The 18363-nt window shown below is 37.6% G+C and carries 16 protein-coding genes; 12 read left to right on the top strand and 4 right to left on the bottom strand.

Annotated features, from left to right (window positions below):
- Positions 1-228 precede the first annotated feature (228 nt).
- From IL355_RS01315 to IL355_RS01295, 5 genes are all read left to right on the top strand, one after another.
- A complete protein-coding gene (locus IL355_RS01315) occupies positions 229-405 on the top strand; it encodes a hypothetical protein (protein ID WP_192460408.1) in 177 nt (58 codons plus the stop codon).
- A gap of 23 nt (positions 406-428) precedes the next feature.
- Positions 429-980 (top strand): hypothetical protein, encoded by a 552-nt coding sequence (locus IL355_RS01310; protein WP_192460407.1) that lies wholly within the window; start codon positions 429-431, stop codon positions 978-980.
- An 804-nt stretch (positions 981-1784) separates the two neighbouring features.
- Positions 1785-1961, top strand: a complete 177-nt coding sequence (locus IL355_RS01305) for a hypothetical protein (RefSeq protein WP_192460406.1) — start codon at positions 1785-1787, stop codon at positions 1959-1961.
- A gap of 256 nt (positions 1962-2217) precedes the next feature.
- Positions 2218-2859, top strand: a complete 642-nt coding sequence (locus IL355_RS01300; protein ID WP_192460405.1) for a hypothetical protein — start codon at positions 2218-2220, stop codon at positions 2857-2859.
- 58 nt (positions 2860-2917) lie between these two features.
- Positions 2918-5749: a CHAT domain-containing protein gene (locus IL355_RS01295; RefSeq protein WP_192460404.1), complete on the top strand. Its 2832-nt coding sequence runs from the start codon at positions 2918-2920 to the stop codon at positions 5747-5749.
- 3 nt (positions 5750-5752) lie between these two features.
- On the opposite strand, the gene IL355_RS01290 is transcribed toward IL355_RS01295, so the two are convergent.
- Together IL355_RS01290 and IL355_RS01285 are read right to left on the bottom strand one after the other, a co-directional pair.
- Positions 5753-6490, bottom strand: a complete 738-nt coding sequence (locus tag IL355_RS01290) for a tetratricopeptide repeat protein (RefSeq protein ID WP_192460403.1) — start codon at positions 6488-6490, stop codon at positions 5753-5755.
- 1 nt (position 6491) lies between these two features.
- Positions 6492-7094: an RNA polymerase sigma factor gene (locus tag IL355_RS01285; protein WP_192460402.1), complete on the bottom strand. Its 603-nt coding sequence runs from the start codon at positions 7092-7094 to the stop codon at positions 6492-6494.
- 61 nt (positions 7095-7155) lie between these two features.
- Between IL355_RS01285 and IL355_RS01280 the strand changes: the two genes are divergently transcribed.
- The 7 genes from IL355_RS01280 to IL355_RS01250 all read left to right on the top strand — a co-directional run bounded on the left by IL355_RS01280 (position 7156) and on the right by IL355_RS01250 (position 13985).
- Complete coding sequence (locus IL355_RS01280; protein WP_192460401.1) at positions 7156-7491, top strand: hypothetical protein; 336 nt, start codon at positions 7156-7158, stop codon at positions 7489-7491.
- A gap of 10 nt (positions 7492-7501) precedes the next feature.
- Entirely contained in the window at positions 7502-8119 is a 618-nt protein-coding gene (locus IL355_RS01275) for a hypothetical protein (RefSeq protein WP_192460400.1), read from the top strand.
- Between the two features lie 18 nt (positions 8120-8137).
- Complete coding sequence (locus tag IL355_RS01270; RefSeq protein ID WP_192460399.1) at positions 8138-8503, top strand: DUF4870 domain-containing protein; 366 nt, start codon at positions 8138-8140, stop codon at positions 8501-8503.
- A 285-nt stretch (positions 8504-8788) separates the two neighbouring features.
- Positions 8789-9022, top strand: coding sequence for a hypothetical protein (locus tag IL355_RS01265; protein WP_192460398.1), 234 nt, complete (start codon positions 8789-8791; stop codon positions 9020-9022).
- An 81-nt stretch (positions 9023-9103) separates the two neighbouring features.
- A complete protein-coding gene (locus IL355_RS01260) occupies positions 9104-9586 on the top strand; it encodes a T9SS type A sorting domain-containing protein (RefSeq protein WP_192460397.1) in 483 nt (160 codons plus the stop codon).
- Positions 9587-9591: 5 nt separating this feature from the next.
- Positions 9592-12222 (top strand): tail fiber domain-containing protein, encoded by a 2631-nt coding sequence (locus tag IL355_RS01255; protein ID WP_192460396.1) that lies wholly within the window; start codon positions 9592-9594, stop codon positions 12220-12222.
- 395 nt (positions 12223-12617) lie between these two features.
- Complete coding sequence (locus IL355_RS01250) at positions 12618-13985, top strand: TrpB-like pyridoxal phosphate-dependent enzyme (protein WP_192460395.1); 1368 nt, start codon at positions 12618-12620, stop codon at positions 13983-13985.
- Between the two features lie 126 nt (positions 13986-14111).
- Here the strand turns inward: IL355_RS01250 and IL355_RS01245 are convergent, their stop codons facing one another.
- Positions 14112-15215: an MBL fold metallo-hydrolase gene (locus tag IL355_RS01245; RefSeq protein WP_192460394.1), complete on the bottom strand. Its 1104-nt coding sequence runs from the start codon at positions 15213-15215 to the stop codon at positions 14112-14114.
- A gap of 159 nt (positions 15216-15374) precedes the next feature.
- Entirely contained in the window at positions 15375-18359 is a 2985-nt protein-coding gene (locus IL355_RS01240) for an Eco57I restriction-modification methylase domain-containing protein (protein ID WP_192460393.1), read from the bottom strand.
- Between the last annotated feature and the right edge of the window lie 4 nt (positions 18360-18363).

Raw genomic sequence — 18363 nt, 5'->3', positions numbered from 1 at the left:
CTTATTCGTATTAAATATAAAGAAAAAACCTACAATATTTTGTAATAGAGACCATTTTGCATTTCGTGAACCATTTTTTATTGCAGATTACACACAAAAAGTGCCCAGTTATACATCCGTAATAGGTGTCACCCTTATTCTCCACTACATTAGATTTCACAAATTGACTGCACCTGTTCTCCCATTCAAGATATGTTTGATAACGGAATATGAACAAAACTACGAGTAATGAAAAAGTGTCTGATAATGTTTGGTCTTTTAGTTCTTACGCTAGTCTTGGCAATTGTTACTAACGACAAAGAACCAAAAATGGAGGTTGAGGAGTTTATAAGTATGGATAGCGAAATAGAGAAGATGTCATTTGATAAATCTCAATCCGATTCAATGGAATTGGCTCAAAAGTAACCTTAAGAAATATGGAAACAGTAATGAAAACAGCAAAGATGTGCCTATGGGTGTTTTTACCTATGATTTTTATTACAGGCGCCAGTATGGAAGGAAGGGATGCTGCCCTATTTTCAAGTTTGGAAAATGGAGGTTTTGTTTTCAAGACAAACCAAGTTCAACTAGACCAAATGGAGGGCAAAGCTAATTTCTTTTATAGGGAGGCTAGTTCCAGTAAAGGTTTTCATTCAATAGAAATAGTTTTTGAGGATGTATTGGACCATAAAGGTTATAAAATGGGACTTACATTGAAAAAGGAGGACCGCACAAATCAGGGACCTATTGGTTATTACAAGATTGACTCCAAAACGTTGGGATTCATACCTGATAATAATGGAGCTTTTGGCTATGCTGATGTTTCCATTTTAGGTGAGCAGCCTTATTACACAAAATCAGGAACAATTAATATTACCCATGCAAATGAAAAAGTACTGCATGGTATCATTAATTTAAGTTTAGAAAATTTTCAAGAAGGCAATTTAAAGGTAACCGGTAATTTTATTGCTACCCTTAAGGAGGCTTCTTCCATTGAATAAAAAGAATAATCAAATCTTTAAATAGATTGGGTTAATATTATGTGAATGTTGATTTTAGGGCCATTAATATCTTTTGTAAAGATGGTCGGTTTCAAGAAAATATTTATTTTTACGGCCCCCCGATCAGTAGAGTTTTTGAAATACTTTAGCTGAATGCTAATTTATATAGAATATAAAAATAAATACGGTGAACCTTCCCATGGGGGAAATCGTCAAAAATTTTATGAAACTGTCAATCCAAAAAAGGTACGGCTCAAAATAAAGTAGCAACCTATTGCACTTTTTTGTTCTGATGTAACCTTGAGGGCACCATACCGGTGATCATGCTCGATATATAGGTTTCGGGGGAACTACCTAAATCAGCATCCTTTTGGTAAAATCGATTTTGATATATCAGGGGCCGTACGGTTTGACAGTATCATATTTTCAGTTTTAAATGTGGGAAAGGCCGGAAGATTTACTTCCGGCTTTTTTTTGCTTTACGCCCCTTTGGTCTTGTTTTATATACAAGACTGTTTTTATGCCTCACTTTTTAATTGAAAATCTCAAAAAAAGAGTTTACTACTTGGACAGTCAAATTTTGTCCGATTCATAGTCCAAATTACCTGAAAGAGCATATTGAAAAGCTTTAAACGCTTCCCGGAAGATTGTTTTACTCCATTTGTAACGCCTTATTTTTCATTTAGAACCTATAAAAAATTTGATGTTCATGTTTACCATGATTGTTCTTTTTGCACTAATAGGTGTAGTCAGTTTTAAAATTGATCATAAAAAAAGAATACAAACCTTTAAAAATTAGAAATCATGAAAGCAAAAGGACTAAGTAGATTTTTGGCACTAATTGTTTTATGTATTAGCTTTTATTCCTGCACTGGTGAAGAAGAAGTTTTTGCCAATTGTGTTTTATACCAAGATTGTCCAGAAGAGGAAGAAAATGCTATCAACCCAGAAGAGGGGCCGATAATTGCCGAAAAGCAATAAAATATTCCTATTAGGCAGAACTTTAATTTTATCTATAGGATAAAATATAAATTCCCCCTGCCTAGGGAAAATAGGATATCCTACAGAAAAAGCCAATCAAATAGCTCTAGAGCAAACGTGTATAGAAGAAAGGTAAATAAATATAGGATTCTCCAATTATACAGTAGAATACCCATTTGATACATTTCTATTTGCCTGCTAACATAGAAAAGAAGATTTTACAATAATAAATAACTAAACCTTTTAAAGCTAAAAAATGAAAACAATGAATTTAATTGCCATATGTAGTTTTTTAATCATGACTTGGGCGTGTTCCCATACTGATTTGCCCGAAGAAGAGATTCAAACGGAGGCCACCAACTTTTCGTTTAGATTGGAGCAAGAAAGTACATCTTTAAATGGTCTTGAGCTAGTGAAACACGCAGTAATTGCAGAGCAGTTAAAAACGAGAAGAACTATAAGTAAACTAAAAGAGGCCATACGTGCCGGTAAGAGACATTTACTTCCTCAATTAGAGGCGGCTCAGCAAAAGGAAGCGGATATTGAAATCTACAAAGAAAGTTTGACCATGATTGTAAGACCTAAGGCGCCGTATCCCCCTAGGCCACCCAGGGGTTGTTTTAATGATCCACAGGCTAATTGTGGTATTCCAAAAATCAATTTAAAAGAATATCCGAGTATTGAATTGGCAAGAGGTCTTGAGCATATTCAGGTAGAAATTTATAATGCAAAAAATCAATTAGTAGGTAGGGGGAGTAGCCTAACAAAATCTAAAGATGGTTCTATTCTTATGTATATTAAATCAGAACTTAACGGAGAAGGAACGCTTAAAATAAAACCTCAAAGTAAGGTAGTAGATGAAGGCCTATTTTTAGATATTCCTGTTTATGCCAAATAATTAGATTTATTTAAATAAATTAAAGTCCTGATGGGTAATTCCCTCAGGACTTTTTTGCATGTTAAAAATTAGGCTGTACATACTATTGTTTTTTTGTGGTTGCAAGATGTGGCCGCAGGCCGATGATATGCAAGCGGCCTTTGATAAAGGGCTTCAATATCATTATAAAGATAAGGACAGCGCCTATTTTTACTACGAGAAAGCTTTGAATCATGCCGGAGAGGTAAAGGACATCGAGACCCAGGTACTGGTCTTGAGCTATCTTTTGAACGCCAATAGTAATTTTTATGATTTGCCTTCCTATGGTAAAAATATTGGTAAGGCAGAGCACCTAATTAATACTACTCCGCAGTTGGATACGGTTTACATGGGTTCCTATTTCAAACAGAATTTGTTGTTTGAAAAGGGTGCGTATCATTATAAACTTAAGGACTATTCCAATGCGGAAAGTTACTTCTATGAATATTATAGTTTATTAAAGGACTTACCTGTAGAAAGCTTGACCACCGTTGAAATTGATATGATGTCCGCAATTTTCAGCTACTTAGGACTCACCCATCATCATATGGCCAAGTATGAGGAGGCCGAGTTTTATTTTCAGAAAGATTTGGCATGGGTAGCCACCTATCAAGATAGTATACCCGAGTGGCAATCCGTTTCCTTCAATACTAAAAAGCTATTGTCACAGACCTATGAAGCTAAAGGTAGGTTGGCAGCTGCCAATTCTTTATTGGTTGAAGCGGTAGACTTTTATCAGGAAAAAGTGAACAATCCTCGCCACAAGAACAATTATTTGTCTTCCCTCATTCTTTTAGCGGAAAATTTTCTGGAACAAAAGAATTATAAGGAGACTATTTCTACATTAAATGAAGGCTTGGCCGATTTTAAGGCCGAAAATACCTTCCAAAAAGAAATGTTCGCTGTTCTTGGAGATGCCTATTTAGGCATGAAAGATTTTGATTATGCGGAAAGGTATTATCATAAGTCTTTAAAGGCCTATAAGGCATATCGAGAAAATAAACCCCATAAAGATATTGCTGCTAGCTACGGTAAATTGGCGCAATTATCCTTGGAAAAAGGAGAATTTTTAAAAGCCTTGGAAATGCTTGGATTCGCTTTTGACAATTCTGGGTTGGAGGTTACGTCTGATTCTTACCATATAAATCCCGATCCAAACAAGGTGTTTTCCAAATTGCAATTTTTGGATTTATTAGAAATAAAACTTAGGGCTTTAGAAGGTCTATTTAAAAAATCCAATAAGCCTGATTATTTGCAATCCCTTTTGCAGACCAATCAAAACTTACTCGAAACCTTTCAGCTACTAAAAATGGAATTTGAGAGTAAAGCGGATAAACAATTTCTAACGGATAAGGCATATCCCATTTTCGAAAGAATGTTAGCTACCACTTTTCTGGCCTATCAAAAAGCTGCATCGGGCAAGATTTTACAGTTGGCCTTAGATATAACCGAAACCAACAAAGATTTTATTCTTTTAGAGGCCTTAAGAAATGCGCATGCTACCAAGTTTGGCGGAGTGCCTAAAGAGATTCTTGAAAAGGAATCTCAATTGAGAGTGCAAATCTCTCAACTTGAGAAAAATCAATTTGAATCGGGCACTTCTCAAAAGTTTTCCAACCAACTTTTTAACGCGAAAGAACGGTATTACTCGTTTTTAGATTCCCTTAAGTTCGCTTACCCCAAATACCATTCGCTTAAATATGGTGCCGAGCCAATTCTATTGACCGATCTAAAAAAAGAGATTCAAAAAGTGGACCAGGGGATTATTTCCTATACGGTCGTGAAAGACGGATTGTTTGTACTGGTTTTCTCTTCTGCGGAAACACAATTTTTAAAGATTCCGTTTTCAAGTAGTGAAAGGGAAAAAGTTAGTCAGCTCTATAGATTGATTTCTCAGCCTGGCCTGGGGCAAGAACAAAAGGAAATTGAACAATTGGCGACCTTGCTGTACGAACCGTTGCTTTCCGATGTTTTAAATTCATTGGAAACGACTAATTTGACTATTGTTCGAGATGATATACTTCATTATCTACCCTTTGATTTATTGATTAGGGATGGCCAATATCTTTTGGAAACCAAGAACATTGTCTACGCCAATTCCATCACCACCTGGGCAGAATTAAAAAACCGTCCGTCTGCAGATGAAAATAAGCTTTTGGCTATTGCTCCATCTTTTAATACTCCAGCTGAAGAAGAAGAAAGGCAGTTTGGGAAATTGCTTTACAACGATGATGAAATTAGGGCTATTAATGCTCATTTTCCATTAGATTCCCTTATGGCCGATAATGCTACTCTTACCAATTTTAGAGAAAGTGTGGCCAATTATAAAATGGTGCACCTAGCAACCCATGCTTCTGCAAATGACGCATATCCGGATTATTCGTATTTGGCATTTAGCGAGAACAATAAAAGTGAAAACAATGTTTTATACATCAGGGATTTGTACGAAACAAACCTCAAAGCTGAATTGGTAACATTGAGTGCATGTCAAACCGGTATTGGAAGCTTAAAAAAGGGGCAAGGAATGTTGAGTCTCTCAAAAGGATTTCATTATGCCGGAGCCAAAGCTTTGGTCCATACCCAATGGAAAATTAACGATAAGAGCAGTGTACAACTCATGGATTCCTTCTACAAATTTCTTAGTGAGGGAGCAACAAAAAGTGAAGCGTTGCGTAAAGCCAAACTTGCCTATTTACAAAATACGGACGATAGTTTACTTAAACATCCTTACTATTGGGCGGCATATGCCGTTTCGGGCAATAACGCTCCTGTTTCCACTGATAGCAGCTTTTGGTATGTAACCTTGATAGTAGTTTTGGTAAGCTTTTTTTCGATTTGGTTTTTGGTCAAGAAGAAAAGAAGGGGAGGTTAAAAATCAGTTTAGTTCTTTTAATAGGTTTGAAGCTTCCTTGGATTTAAATCCATTTTGATCGGCTATTTCCCCAAATAAAGATTTACTTTTCTCAAACTGTTTCGTTTTGAGGTAACTTAACGAAAGATACCACTGGGCCCTTTCTTTAAGCTCTCCATCGGCAGCTATATAATTTTCCAGTAAGGGTATGGCCTCATCATGTTTTTCAAGTTGCATAAGTACGATGGCCTCATAAAATTGAAGATAGCTATCAGTACTTTTAGTATTAAGTTCTTTGAATAGGGCAAGGGCTTTCTCAAATTCTTCATTTTCATAAGCCGAAAAGGCCCTAGTTTTTAAATCTTCAATTTCAACACCTCGTTCAATAGGGTGTACCACATTTTCGTACGGGGCAAAATGGATTTTATAAAGCTCTTCCGGACTTTGGTTTGGCGTGTTGAAGAATAATAGCCAAGAGCTAACACCAACCAATAGCGCAATGGAAGCGGCCATCATCCAAGGCCTTAGCTGTACAACCAAGGATTTCTTTTTCCCATTTGCCTCTTTACTTGGTTTAAGTTCATTGAACATGTTCCGTATTTCATTTCGTTCGTTGGATTTAAGGGCTTTACTTAACTCCTTTTCGTAGTCCAACTGCTGTGCAAAATCCAAATCTGTACGGTAAAGACGCTCAAGTTCCTGTGTTTGTTCGGAAGTGAGGGAATTTTCAAAATAGCCGTTTATCAATTCTTCCTTGTCCATTTTACTGCTGTATTAAGTCTTTTAAAGATTTGAGACATCTAGATTTTTGACTTTTTACCACGTTTTTGTTTTCATATCCCTGCACGGTCATAATTTCCTCTATTTTCAAACCCCGTAGATAAAACAATTCCAAAATTTGACGGCATTTTTCGCCGAGTTTTTTAAAATTGGCAACCAACTTTAATTGTTTCTCGGTTGGTTCTTGATCTTCCATTATTTCATTAAAGACAATTTCCTCTCGCTGGTCAAAAACAAAATCCTCATCCGTGGTAAACTCTTTAGTATCCCTAAACGTTTTAAAGAGCATAAACTTGCCAATACTAAACAGATACGTCTTTACAGAACTTTTTAGGGTATCTAACTTTCCGTTTTGAGCATTTTCATAAAGCGCCAATATAGCATCTTGAAAAATATCTTCCAGATAGCTTTGCTGGGTGTCATACCTATGGGCAAACCTAAAAAACTCTTCCCTGTAGTCTTTATATACCACTTTTAGGGCATTCCTGTTTCGGTTTTTCATATCGGCAATTAGCTGCTCGTCAGTCATTGGTACCATATAATTTATAGAGGTAAACATCTTAAAAGTAAAAAAAAATGGGTCCATGATGTTTACCTTTTGTCAAATATGGTATTAAAGAGTGTATAACCTTTAAAACCATAAGATTATGAAATCGAAAATTGTAATATATGTCTCACTTTTAGCCGTTTCCCTGGGCTCCTGCGATAAATCGAACCCTTTAAATCCCGATGGCGCCTGTTTTGGAGGTAATTGGTCTGCGCAATATGCCGATGAGCTTGAAGCTTGGTCCACTGCTACTCAAGAATATTCAAACAACCCCACCACTGCTAACTGCAATAAGTATAAGGCAGCGGCCAAAGATTATCTGGATGCCCTTAACGATGTTTATGATTGTGTACCTACAGCTAACCGAAAAGAGTTTGATGATGCGGTAAAAGAGGCAAAGGCCGATGTAGATGCCGAAGAATGTAACACCCAGTAAACTAATGAAAATGAAATTTATAAAAGGACTTATGTATTTGATTTTGGCAGTGATTAGTATTTCGTGTGTTGGCGAGGTCAAAGAAAAACTAAAGCAGGCAAAAAGTACTGTGGCAAATACTTCCTCCATTGTTAAGGAAGCTAAAAAGGTGGAAGGTAGAATTGAAAAGTTAAAAGAAGCCGTTCCGCTAACCAACGAACAATTAAAATCTTGGTTGCCTACAAAATTGGGCAATATGCACCGTACCGGATTTAAAATTGGTCAAGCGGGAATGTACCAGGTGAATTCCGTAGAAGGAACTTTTAAGGAAGAGAATGGCGATACATTTGTGAAGATACAGGTGATTGACGGGGCTGGGCCTACGGGTAGTATGATGGCTGCAGGATACGGCATGTTGGGTAATCTGGAAATGGAAGAGGAAAATGAGGAAAAACACAAAAAGACCGTGGAGGTAGAAGGTACAAAGGCACAACAAACCTACTATAAAAAGACCAATCGTACCCACCTAATGTTTGCACACTCAGAGCGTTTTCTTGTAACTTTTACGGGAAACGAAATGAACCCTGCTGAAGCCTGGGAAGCAGTGGAAGACCTAGAATTGAATGATTTGGTAAAAATGACAAAATAATAAATTAAAATCTTTTTTATGGAAACTACAAACACAGCGGCAGGGGCCGAAAATACTTCGGATTTGGTGAACGAGGAAGCAAAAAGAATAGCCATTATAAGCTACATAACCATTATTGGTTTGGTTATAGCTTTTGTGATGAACAATGAAAAGCAACTTGACTTTGCAAAATACCACATACGCCAATCCTTAGGTCTTTGCGTAACAGGTTTTGGACTGGGAATTATTGGCCTTATTCCCATTTTAGGTTGGATCATTAACTTGCTGGGTATTTTTGTACTACTCTATATGTGGATTATGGCCCTTATGAATGCTCTTAACGGAAGGACCAAACCAGCTCCTTTCTTGGGAAGTAAATTTAATGAGTGGTTTAAGGGACTGTAACGGACAAATTACAGCGCAAAAATTACAAAAGTCTTCCGTTTTTGGGAGACTTTTTTCTTTTACGGTCAATTTTTCAAACAATAAGAATATAGAATCCATTCTTACATAAGCTGTTACCATACATACAAAATCGCTTCTATTTTTCTCTTCATTAAGTAACTTCAACTGTCTGTAGGTTAATTTTTTACAAATTAATTACGCCAAAACTCCCCCTTTTTTATTTCAAAAAACACATTTCTGGACATAATATCCTGTCCATATAAATATATAGCAACACTTAAAATTATGATGATGAAAACTTCCTTGATTCTATTGCTCGCACTGCTTTTCAATACTACCTTAATTTTTGCAGAGTCCCTTCTTTCGTTTGTACAAGCTGTACATCCCGCAATTCTGTTTGCCGTGGAAGGTATTCTTATTGCTGGGTATTCCCCTAATCGTTTTTTAGGGGATTTTTCCAAAGCCATGGAAATTAGTTTTGATTCTATTGAGGTCTTTGTTTATAAGAAGAGAAGATAAAAATTAGGCTAGGCCGCAAATAATTGTCTTTGTGTGTTAACCTTTTATCCCGTTAAACATCAATTTAAAAGTAAGAACCTTATGAAAGTAAATTTTACCATACCCGTACTATTATTGGCTCTAAGTGCATCTGCCCAGACTATTGATAGAAGCGTGATTGGAAGTGGCGGGACTTTAATGGTTTCTTCGGGCCACAATCTCAATTTTACGATTGGTGAAAGTGTGGTGGGTTTTATAAAAGACGATTATTCCGTTCATCAAGGCTTTTGGGGTAAAAAGGGAATTCTGGTCATACCGTTGGGAGTAGGTAATGAGGAGGAAGTTGAGATTGTTGTCTACCCAAACCCTGTTATGGACGAGCTTACCATTTTTTCTGGAGAGAGTGAGGTTCTAGCCATGCAAGTGTTTTCGGTTAATTCACAACGTGTTTTTATGAAGTCTGTGGAGGATGATCGAGTAGAACATGTCATAGATATGCGCTCCATGGCAAAAGGGGTCTATATACTTCAACTTTTGTTAAAGGGTACTGTAGGATTAAAAGAATATAAAATTATAAAGAACTAATAATCATGGGAAAGAATTACTATTTAACGGTCTTAATGTTGATTGTTCTATTGCTACTATCAACAAAAATGTGGGCACAAGCAGATTTTATCAATTATCAAGGGGTTGCCCGTGATGCGGAAAATAATCTATTGGAGCAGGAAGAGTTAACGGTGGGCATAGGTTTGCGTTTTGGTGCTGCCAATGCCACGCTTGTTTACGAAGAAACACATATGGTAGAAACGGATGCCAATGGTGTCTTTAGCCTAAAAATTGGAAATGGAACGGTAGCCAACGGTAGTTTTTCCAATTTACCTTGGGGAAGCACTTCGTTCTTAACCATTTTTCTAAATGGGGTTGAGATAGGCACTACGGAATTATCTGCTGTTCCCTATGCTTTGGCGTCCGGTGATAAACAGTGGGTAAAAACGGGAGATGTTATTGAAAACCTCAATGAAGGCGATGTAGTGGTGCGTCAAAATTTTAAAGTGGAAGGCGCATTGAATTTAAGTACCGGAAATCAAGTGAACGAGATTTCGGATAACGGTACACTTTCAGAAAATAGTAATGGAATTTTGCCTACCCAGCGTGCGGTAAAAACGTATGTTGATAATAAATTTTTCGCTGGTGGGGGTGGGGTAGAGCAGAATGCCGGTGAAGTACCTTATGACAATACCGCATCTGGTTTAGCAGCCAATAATGCCCAAGACGCTATTGATGAATTGGCCGCTGGGGCGGGAGGGGCAGATGCGGATGCCGACCCGACCAATGAACTTCAGAATTTGACCCTTACGGGTACCAACTTGGAGATTTCAGATGGTACGGGTGTGGATCTTTCAGGAATCATCCCACCGGGCGGAACCGATGACCAAACTGCAGCAGAAGTTCCTTTCAACAATGCAGGTACAGGCCTTGCTGCTACCGATACGCAAGCAGCCTTGGAAGAACTCGCTACAGGAGGTTTGGTGGATACTGATGATCAAGATCTGTCGCTAACAGGAACGGTTTTAAATATTACCAATGGTACGGGGGTAGATCTTTCAGGAATTATTCCCCCTGGTGGAACTGATGACCAAGATTTAATTCTGACAGGCGATGTACTTAGCATTGAAGATGGCGCCGGTTCGGTAGATTTAGGAAATTTTGTGGATGTAACAGGCGAAAGCGGACTGCTCATGGGAGATGGTGCCAATATTTCCGGGTTGGAAGGTACTGCAGACGGTCAAGTGGCCAAATGGGATGCTGGTTTGGGTCAGTGGGTTGCCGGTACGGATGAAGTTGGTGGTGGCGGAGGGAGTTCGTTGTGGTCTGAAGATGCTAGTGGAATTTCGAGAATGACAGGGCATGTAGGAATTGGGCATCAATCCTCTGGAGATGCTAGATTATTTATTCAGAATACCTTGGCCGATGTGAGAAACGGAATCGGGGTGTCGGTTTTTAATAATGGATATAAATCTGCTATTACCGCTTCTGCCGAAGCTAGGAGTGGTGATAATAATAACACCTTCGGCATACGATCGGATGCAAGGTCCCAAACAACAGCTACTGCCTGGGCCTTTAGAGGTGATCTTGGTGGCTCAGGAACGGGTAGAAAGTACGGGTTGGACCTAATATTCCATGGAGGCACCGCAGGAGAAAAGTATGGCGTCTATTCCAAAGGGGAGGATAAAAATTATTTTTCTGGAAATTTGGGTCTAGGAGTGGAGGATCCCACTTCAAAATTAGATGTAGACGGTACGATCAAGTCAAGAGATTTAGCGGGTGCTGGTCAAAGAAACGTGGTAGCTGATGCCGATGGTAATTTAATGATTGGCAGCTCTGGTGGAGGCAGTTCTCTTTGGGAAGAAAATGAAAGTGATATTTATTTTGATAGTGGTGACGTTGGTGTTGGCACAGGAAGTCCGCTTACTAAATTGCATGTAAATGCAGCCACTGGTCATGTGATGAGACTTGAAACTTCTACAAGCGATACATGGGCTTCCTACTTTACTTCTGTAGGATACATAGGATATTCCGGGGTATATACAGGGAATAAGGATATGGATTTTGGAACCGGTGATTCTAATAATGATGGAAAAGTTCATTTGGTTACCAAAGCGAGCCCAAAATTAACGGTCACTGCCGATGGTAATGTTGGTATAGGTACAACTACGCCTTCTGCTAAACTCCATATTTATCAAGGAGGTCAAACAGTTGGTACAGGACTGCGATTTACTGATGGAACTGGTAATGAAGATTGGGATATTACCCATGGTTTTGGATTAAGGTTTCATTACGGAGGAGCTTTACGAGGATTTATTAATGCAAATAATGGAGCATACGTTCAAAGTTCGGATAAGCGTTTGAAATCTGAAATTCGACCCCTTACCAATGTACTGGGGAAGGTCAAAGAGCTAAAACCCAGTACCTATTATTACAAATCCGACATCGAAAGGAAAAGGACTATTGGTCTTATAGCACAGGACGTTCAAAGCATTTTTCCAGATTTGGTATCTTCAGATAATGAGGATGAATTACTGGGTCTGAACTATAGCGCCTTCGCAATTGTGGCAATAAAGGCCATTCAAGAACAGCAATCATTAATTGAAAAACAATCCGAAAGAATTGCCTCTTTAGAGGCTCGGCTATTGCGCTTAGAAAAAAATATTTCCAAATAGTGTGAGTTGAGTGTAGTTGTCTAAAACCAAAAAGTATTTCCTAAATGCTTTTTGGTTTTTGCTTTTAATAAGAGGTTTTTTTGAAGTACTTGGTCTTCGGAAACGATATGTTTTTGGAATTATTTTTCAATATAGGGCCTAGCTATGACAGAGAAGAGATAAGCTAGTATATAAATGATTAAGATAGTAATGTATTTGTCCATGGCCCCAATAATATTCTACGTACGTTGCTAAAATACTGCTTGGATTACATTAAATCGTTAAAAATGAACAATTTGACATAATTTTAGCACTTTTTAAAAATTATGGATATTTAAATTTTTGGGTATCGCAAAAGTCATTTTGAGGTTGGGACCTATTTCATATCTTTAATGGGTATACCAATAACTCATTAAATGAAAACTAGAAAATTTACCCTCAGCGAGCAAGAAATTCCTGAAAACTGGTACAATATTGTGGCAGATATGCCCAATAAACCGTTACCTCCCCTAAATCCTGCTACCCTAGAGCCTATTGGTCCGGAGGCCTTAGCCCCCTTATTTCCAATGGCGTTGATCGAGCAAGAGGTCAGTACGGACAAATGGATACCCATCCCTGATGAGGTAAGAAATATATACTCCCTATGGAGACCCACCCCATTATACCGGGCATACGGCTTGGAAAAAGCATTGGATACTCCGGCAAAAATCTACTACAAATATGAAGGTGTAAGCCCGTCCGGATCGCACAAACCCAATACGGCCGTACCACAGGCATATTATAATAAAATGGAAGGTGTTAAACGCATTACTACAGAAACCGGAGCTGGCCAATGGGGTAGTGCCCTTAGCTTTGCATGCCAGCATTTTGGTATCGATTGTGATGTGTATATGGTAAAATTGTCCTACCATCACAAACCTTATAGAAAATCTATGATGAATGCTTGGGGGGCCAATGTATTTGCCTCGCCCACTAACCTGACGGAAGCAGGTAGAAAAATATTGGCGGAAAATCCGGATAGTCCGGGTTCTCTTGGTATTGCCATAAGCGAAGCCGTTGAAATGGCCGCACAACGGGAGGATACCAAATATGCCTTGGGAAGCGTCTTGAACCATGTAAAACTGCATCAGACCATAATAGGCCAAGAAGCTATTAAACAAATGGAAAAAGCGGGTGATATGCCAGATATTGTAGTGGCGCCCTTTGGTGGCGGGTCTAATTTTGCAGGTCTGGCCTTTCCTTTTCTAAGATTGAATATGGAAGAAGGAAAGAAGATTCGTTGTATAGCGAGTGAACCTACTTCATGTCCCAAATTGACCCGGGGCGTCTTTAGATATGATTTTGGTGATACGGGAGGCATGACCCCCTTACTTCCAATGTATACCTTGGGGCATGATTTTGTTCCTGCGCCCATTCATGCAGGCGGATTGCGTTATCACGGTGCAGGTGTCATCGTAAGTCAGTTGTTAAAAGATAACTTAATTGAAGCCGTTGCACATGATAACTTAGAGGTTTTTGATGCCGGTGTGCTTTTTGCGCGGTCTGAGGGAATTATTCCGGCACCGGAAGCTACCCACGGAATTGCTACCGTGGTGGCAGAGGCCAAAAAATGCAAGGAGGAAGGAGTCTCCAAGACTATTCTTTTTAATCTTTGCGGACATGGAAATTTTGATATGAAAGCGTATGATGACTATTTTGAAGGGAACATTGTAAGGCATGAACTCACGCAGGAAGAAATCAACAAGTCAATTGCTAAACTAAACACCCCTGAAATTCCTCTCTAGGATTTTAGGTATGTGATATAGCTTATGACCTTGGCTTAAGGGTTAAGGTCATCAGCTGTTTTGTAATTAATTTTAGGTGTATCTATTTGATAAAATGATAGTTACAGATAAAATGCACCATACCTTTTAATTCTCCCACCAAATTTCTGGGGCGGGTAGCTCTTGATGGATGCTGGTAGGAATCCCAATTTGCGGTGTAATTATTGAAACATTGATTTCTTTGGCTTTTTTAACGGCCCTTTCCACAGGGTCGGTCCAAGAATGTTGTGCCAATTTAAAGGCACCCCAGTGAATGGGCATAATAGCTTTGGCGTTGATGTCCAGACCCACTTGTGCCGTTTCTTCGGGAAACATGTGAATTTCTGACCAAAGTTCATTGTATTGTCCGCATTCGATCATCGCAAAATCGAATGCCCCAAACTTTTCCCCAATGGTTTTAAAGTGGGGACCGTATCCACTATCGCCACTAAAGAAGATTTTTTCCTTGGTCGTTTGTATGACCCATGAGCTCCAAAGTGTTTTATCCCTGTCCGTAAGACCTCTACCAGAAAAATGTTGGGCAGGGGTGCTGGTAAAGGTGAAATCTCCCATAGTGGCTTCTTGCCACCAATCCAATTCTGTAATACGCTTTGCCTCCACATCCCATTCCCTTAGGTGATTGCCCAGGCCAAGCGGCATATAGAAATGGTCAACCTTGTGCTTTAGCTTTTTAATGCTCTCGTAATCTAAATGGTCATAATGGTCATGGGAAAGGATTACCGCATCTATACGGGGTAATTTTTCTATAGCAATGGGGAGACCGTTACTGAATCTTTTGCTACCTAGCATAGGATGAGGTGCGGGAACATCACCAAACATAGGGTCCAATAAAATGTTTTTTCCCTTTATTTGTAAAAGGAAAGTTGAATGGCCAAACCAGATAAAGCGGGTTTCTCCAGAATAATTGGCAATGGCCGTAGAATCTATCGCATGTACTGCTAAGGGGCTATCAGGTTTGGCATTGGGTATCTTTTTGAACATGCCGCCAATGGCCTTGGCCATGTCACCGGCACTCATTTCATTTTTTACACCGCCCAAGTTAAAGAACTTCCCCTCTTTAAAGTGTGCAGATTTGGCGTAGGATGCCAATTGTTCCTTAGTTGCCTTACCACCAAATTGCGGACTAAAGTTTACAAACAGTACAACTAGAAGTATTACTAAGCCAATTAGGATGCCTATGGTTGCTAACATTCTTTTTATGAATTTGAAGGTTCGATTCATACCTTGGCAAAAGTAAGGTAAGCATCCATTATTCTTGAACACTTTTTGGTAATAACCGTATACATTTTGGGGGCAGTGTTCAGTAAAAAACCAGTTACTCCGTACTCAGATTTCAAAGACGGTTTGCTATTAAAAGGTTGCTTCTTCCACAATGTTTATTTCTTCTTCTGTTAATCCGTATAATTCATAAACCATTTTATCAATTTCATTATCAACTGTATTTATTTGGCTTAGAAGTTGGTTTATTTCTTTGGTGTAATCATCAAAGTAATCTTCCCATTCATCTTGGTCAGATAGAGAAAGTTTAATTTTTTTCTTTTTTAGTTCGGACAAGAACGTTTTAAAATCGTATTCGTAAAATTGATTCAATTTATTACTTATCCTATCTAAACCTAAATTACTTTTAACCCTGTTTATATATTTAGATGATTTGGTTTCAAGAGTTTTATTTAACTTAAGGATTTCCTCTACTAAATCTTCACAACATTTGAGTTCATCCTTGTTAGGAATCACAATTGGTATTTGTTGTAGCTGATTGATCTTGATATGTAAACCTTCAGGAAACGTTCTATCGAACCAGATGTTGATAAGTTTTGAATTAAGGATTCCTAAGATAAATTCTAAACTTATATTTTCATGAACAATATTATGAATCACATTCAACGTATCATTTACTAAATACTTGTTTCTATCAATAGTTGCATTAATAGTCTTAGCAACATCTTGGATGATGATTTTATCTTTTAAAAAGTGCTCAAGAATTCGAGGTCTGCCACCTGGCTTCTCTTTCATCAAGTCTGGCATGTACCATATGTACTCGTTTTGAAATGATGAAAAATATTTTGAAATATTCTTACCTCTTAAAAATGGCAGATGATTTTCTGATTCTTTAGATTGGAATACAAATCTTTTATCATCACTTGTTTTAACTCCAAGTGAGAATTCAGCCACATCCCCTAACTTAATATTTGATTCTAAATCTATTCTTGCTTCAAATGAAAATGTTTTTGACTCAATTTTATTTATGTCTGCATATGAGAGATAATGAGGCATTATTTTGAAACTATGATCTTCATACTCTTTTAGGACTATTTTGTGATTGCCATCAGTATTGTTGTTTTTAGTAAATGTCATTATAATTGTTGTCACAACAGCATCAACAAATACATTTGAGGGTAGCTTTACAAGACTTAAGAGTTCTGTTTCTTCTAATAGGTGATTCCTAAATTTTGAGAAACTACTTGTCCCCATCCAACTGTTTGGAAAAATGTTGCCAAAGATTCCATCCTTTTTCAGAATTTGGATTTCTTTTTCTACGAAGAAACTGTATAAATCAGATTTGTTCTTATATGTTTTAAAAGAACTCTGAAAGAAATCTCTATGTAGTTTGTTTTCTATGTTAACAATGTTAACATATGGAGGATTCCCAATTACAACATCAAATCCACCCTTTTCAAATATTTCTTGAAATTCAGTTTCCCAATTAAATGCCTTATCTCCTGCAACAATTGGGTCGTTAATTAAACTGTTACCACATTTTATATTATCATTCAATGAAGTTAGTTTTCTGCCTTTTTGTGCAGTTCTTAACCAAAGCGAGAGTTTTGCGATTTCTACACTTTCTTCATTTATATCTACACCGAACAAATTGTTTTCTAAAATGGAATTTTCTACTTCGCTCAATACCATTGCATCTCCAAACAATTTGGCTTGCAATTCGTCAATGTATTGATGTTCCGCAATTAGAAATTCCAATGCTTGGTTTAAGAAAGCACCACTTCCACACGCTGGGTCGCAAATGGTAATTTGCAGTAACCATTTTCTGTAATTTTCTAATTTTTGAGATAACTTTTTTAAAGTAGTTTTTTGTCTTCCTTTACGTTCTTTTTCGTATTCGGCTTCTTGTATGTCAAGTTCAGTTTTCTTTTCCTCACAAAGTTTACCAACTGTATTATCTACAATGTATTTGGTAATGTATTTTGGTGTGTAAAAAACTCCATCTTTTTTACGCTTCGTTTTGCTTTGTTCGGGCGCAACTCCCTGAATTTCTGCTTGTATTTCGTCAATGTCGTTTAACGAATGTTCAAAGATGTGTCCGAGTATATTTACGCTTACTTCACTTTCAAAATCGTAGTTACTTAAATTTACTGTGTGTTTGTAAAGTAAATCGTCATTGATTTTAATGTTGTCTAAAATATCGTCTGGCGCAAAAAGTCCACCATTGTAGGCAAAAATATCGTGTTGTTGTCCTTTGTGTCCTGTGTTCATATAACCGAAATACTTTTTAAATCGGTCGTACAAAGGAAAATACTCATCATATTTATCACGTAATTCAGTCCATTGGTTTACGATAGAACGAATAGAGTTTGGAGGCAATAACAATCTATCTTCTGCAAAAAAGATAAATAGAAAACGGTCGAGTAATTTCTGTGTTTTCTTAAATAACGTTAGTTTGTCGTATTCAGGGTTTTCTTTTTGGATGGCATCAAAAATCTCGTTTCTAAATGAAGCGTAATCTTTGTATAATTTTTTGGTGACGTTTTCCTCTTGTGTTAAAGATTCATCTTTTATTTTTTTCGGAATGTCTTTTATAAGATATTCTGATGAAAGACAAAGCCAAAGAATATCAAAACGCTCTTTTGAAAGTTGAAACAAATTAAATTCCTCAAAGTCAACTGCGTTGTCAATGTAAAAACGCAACTTTTCAAAGTTGGAAGTAATAACATAATTACAACCTGGCTGGTTGTTTTTATATCCAAAAGCTTGGGTTTCTACTTTGCTTAAATCGGTTGTGTTTGTTCCTTTCAGTTCAATAACTGCAAGTGCTTTATCGCCTTTTAGAATTGCACCATCTGTCTTTTTTGAGCCTTTTATGTTTTTTAATTCCGTTGTGAGATTAAAGTCAGGCGTTGGGTTTTTCGTGTAGCCCAAAACATTCACAAAAAGGTCAATCAGAAATTCGCCTTGATATTGTTCCTCTTTCGAGTTTCGAATGTTTTCTTGAATAGCCGGATTATGGAAATGACTTGTAAATCGCTCGTATGCTTGGGTAACTTTTTCGGACTCCAATCCTTTTAAATAATTCTTTAGAACAGAGTTCTGGAATAAGCTCATTTGA

Source organism: Euzebyella saccharophila, assembly GCF_014855495.1.
Taxonomy (GTDB): domain Bacteria; phylum Bacteroidota; class Bacteroidia; order Flavobacteriales; family Flavobacteriaceae; genus Euzebyella; species Euzebyella saccharophila.
Note: the sequence above shows the minus strand (reverse complement) of the source record. Positions and strands in the feature narration are given on the sequence as shown.

Excerpts from the sequence above, each read along its gene's own strand:
- IL355_RS01315 (WP_192460408.1), top strand. The coding sequence starts at position 229 with ATGAAAAAGTGTCTGATAATGTTTGGTCTTTTAGTTCTTACGCTAGTC.
- IL355_RS01310 (WP_192460407.1), top strand. The coding sequence starts at position 429 with ATGAAAACAGCAAAGATGTGCCTATGGGTGTTTTTACCTATGATTTTT.
- IL355_RS01305 (WP_192460406.1), top strand. The coding sequence starts at position 1,785 with ATGAAAGCAAAAGGACTAAGTAGATTTTTGGCACTAATTGTTTTATGT.
- IL355_RS01300 (WP_192460405.1), top strand. The coding sequence starts at position 2,218 with ATGAAAACAATGAATTTAATTGCCATATGTAGTTTTTTAATCATGACT.
- IL355_RS01295 (WP_192460404.1), top strand. The coding sequence starts at position 2,918 with ATGTTAAAAATTAGGCTGTACATACTATTGTTTTTTTGTGGTTGCAAG.
- IL355_RS01290 (WP_192460403.1), bottom strand. The coding sequence starts at position 6,490 with ATGGACAAGGAAGAATTGATAAACGGCTATTTTGAAAATTCCCTCACT.
- IL355_RS01285 (WP_192460402.1), bottom strand. The coding sequence starts at position 7,094 with ATGGACCCATTTTTTTTTACTTTTAAGATGTTTACCTCTATAAATTAT.
- IL355_RS01280 (WP_192460401.1), top strand. The coding sequence starts at position 7,156 with ATGAAATCGAAAATTGTAATATATGTCTCACTTTTAGCCGTTTCCCTG.
- IL355_RS01275 (WP_192460400.1), top strand. The coding sequence starts at position 7,502 with ATGAAATTTATAAAAGGACTTATGTATTTGATTTTGGCAGTGATTAGT.
- IL355_RS01270 (WP_192460399.1), top strand. The coding sequence starts at position 8,138 with ATGGAAACTACAAACACAGCGGCAGGGGCCGAAAATACTTCGGATTTG.
- IL355_RS01265 (WP_192460398.1), top strand. The coding sequence starts at position 8,789 with ATGATGATGAAAACTTCCTTGATTCTATTGCTCGCACTGCTTTTCAAT.
- IL355_RS01260 (WP_192460397.1), top strand. The coding sequence starts at position 9,104 with ATGAAAGTAAATTTTACCATACCCGTACTATTATTGGCTCTAAGTGCA.
- IL355_RS01255 (WP_192460396.1), top strand. The coding sequence starts at position 9,592 with ATGGGAAAGAATTACTATTTAACGGTCTTAATGTTGATTGTTCTATTG.
- IL355_RS01250 (WP_192460395.1), top strand. The coding sequence starts at position 12,618 with ATGAAAACTAGAAAATTTACCCTCAGCGAGCAAGAAATTCCTGAAAAC.
- IL355_RS01245 (WP_192460394.1), bottom strand. The coding sequence starts at position 15,215 with ATGTTAGCAACCATAGGCATCCTAATTGGCTTAGTAATACTTCTAGTT.
- IL355_RS01240 (WP_192460393.1), bottom strand. The coding sequence starts at position 18,359 with ATGAGCTTATTCCAGAACTCTGTTCTAAAGAATTATTTAAAAGGATTG.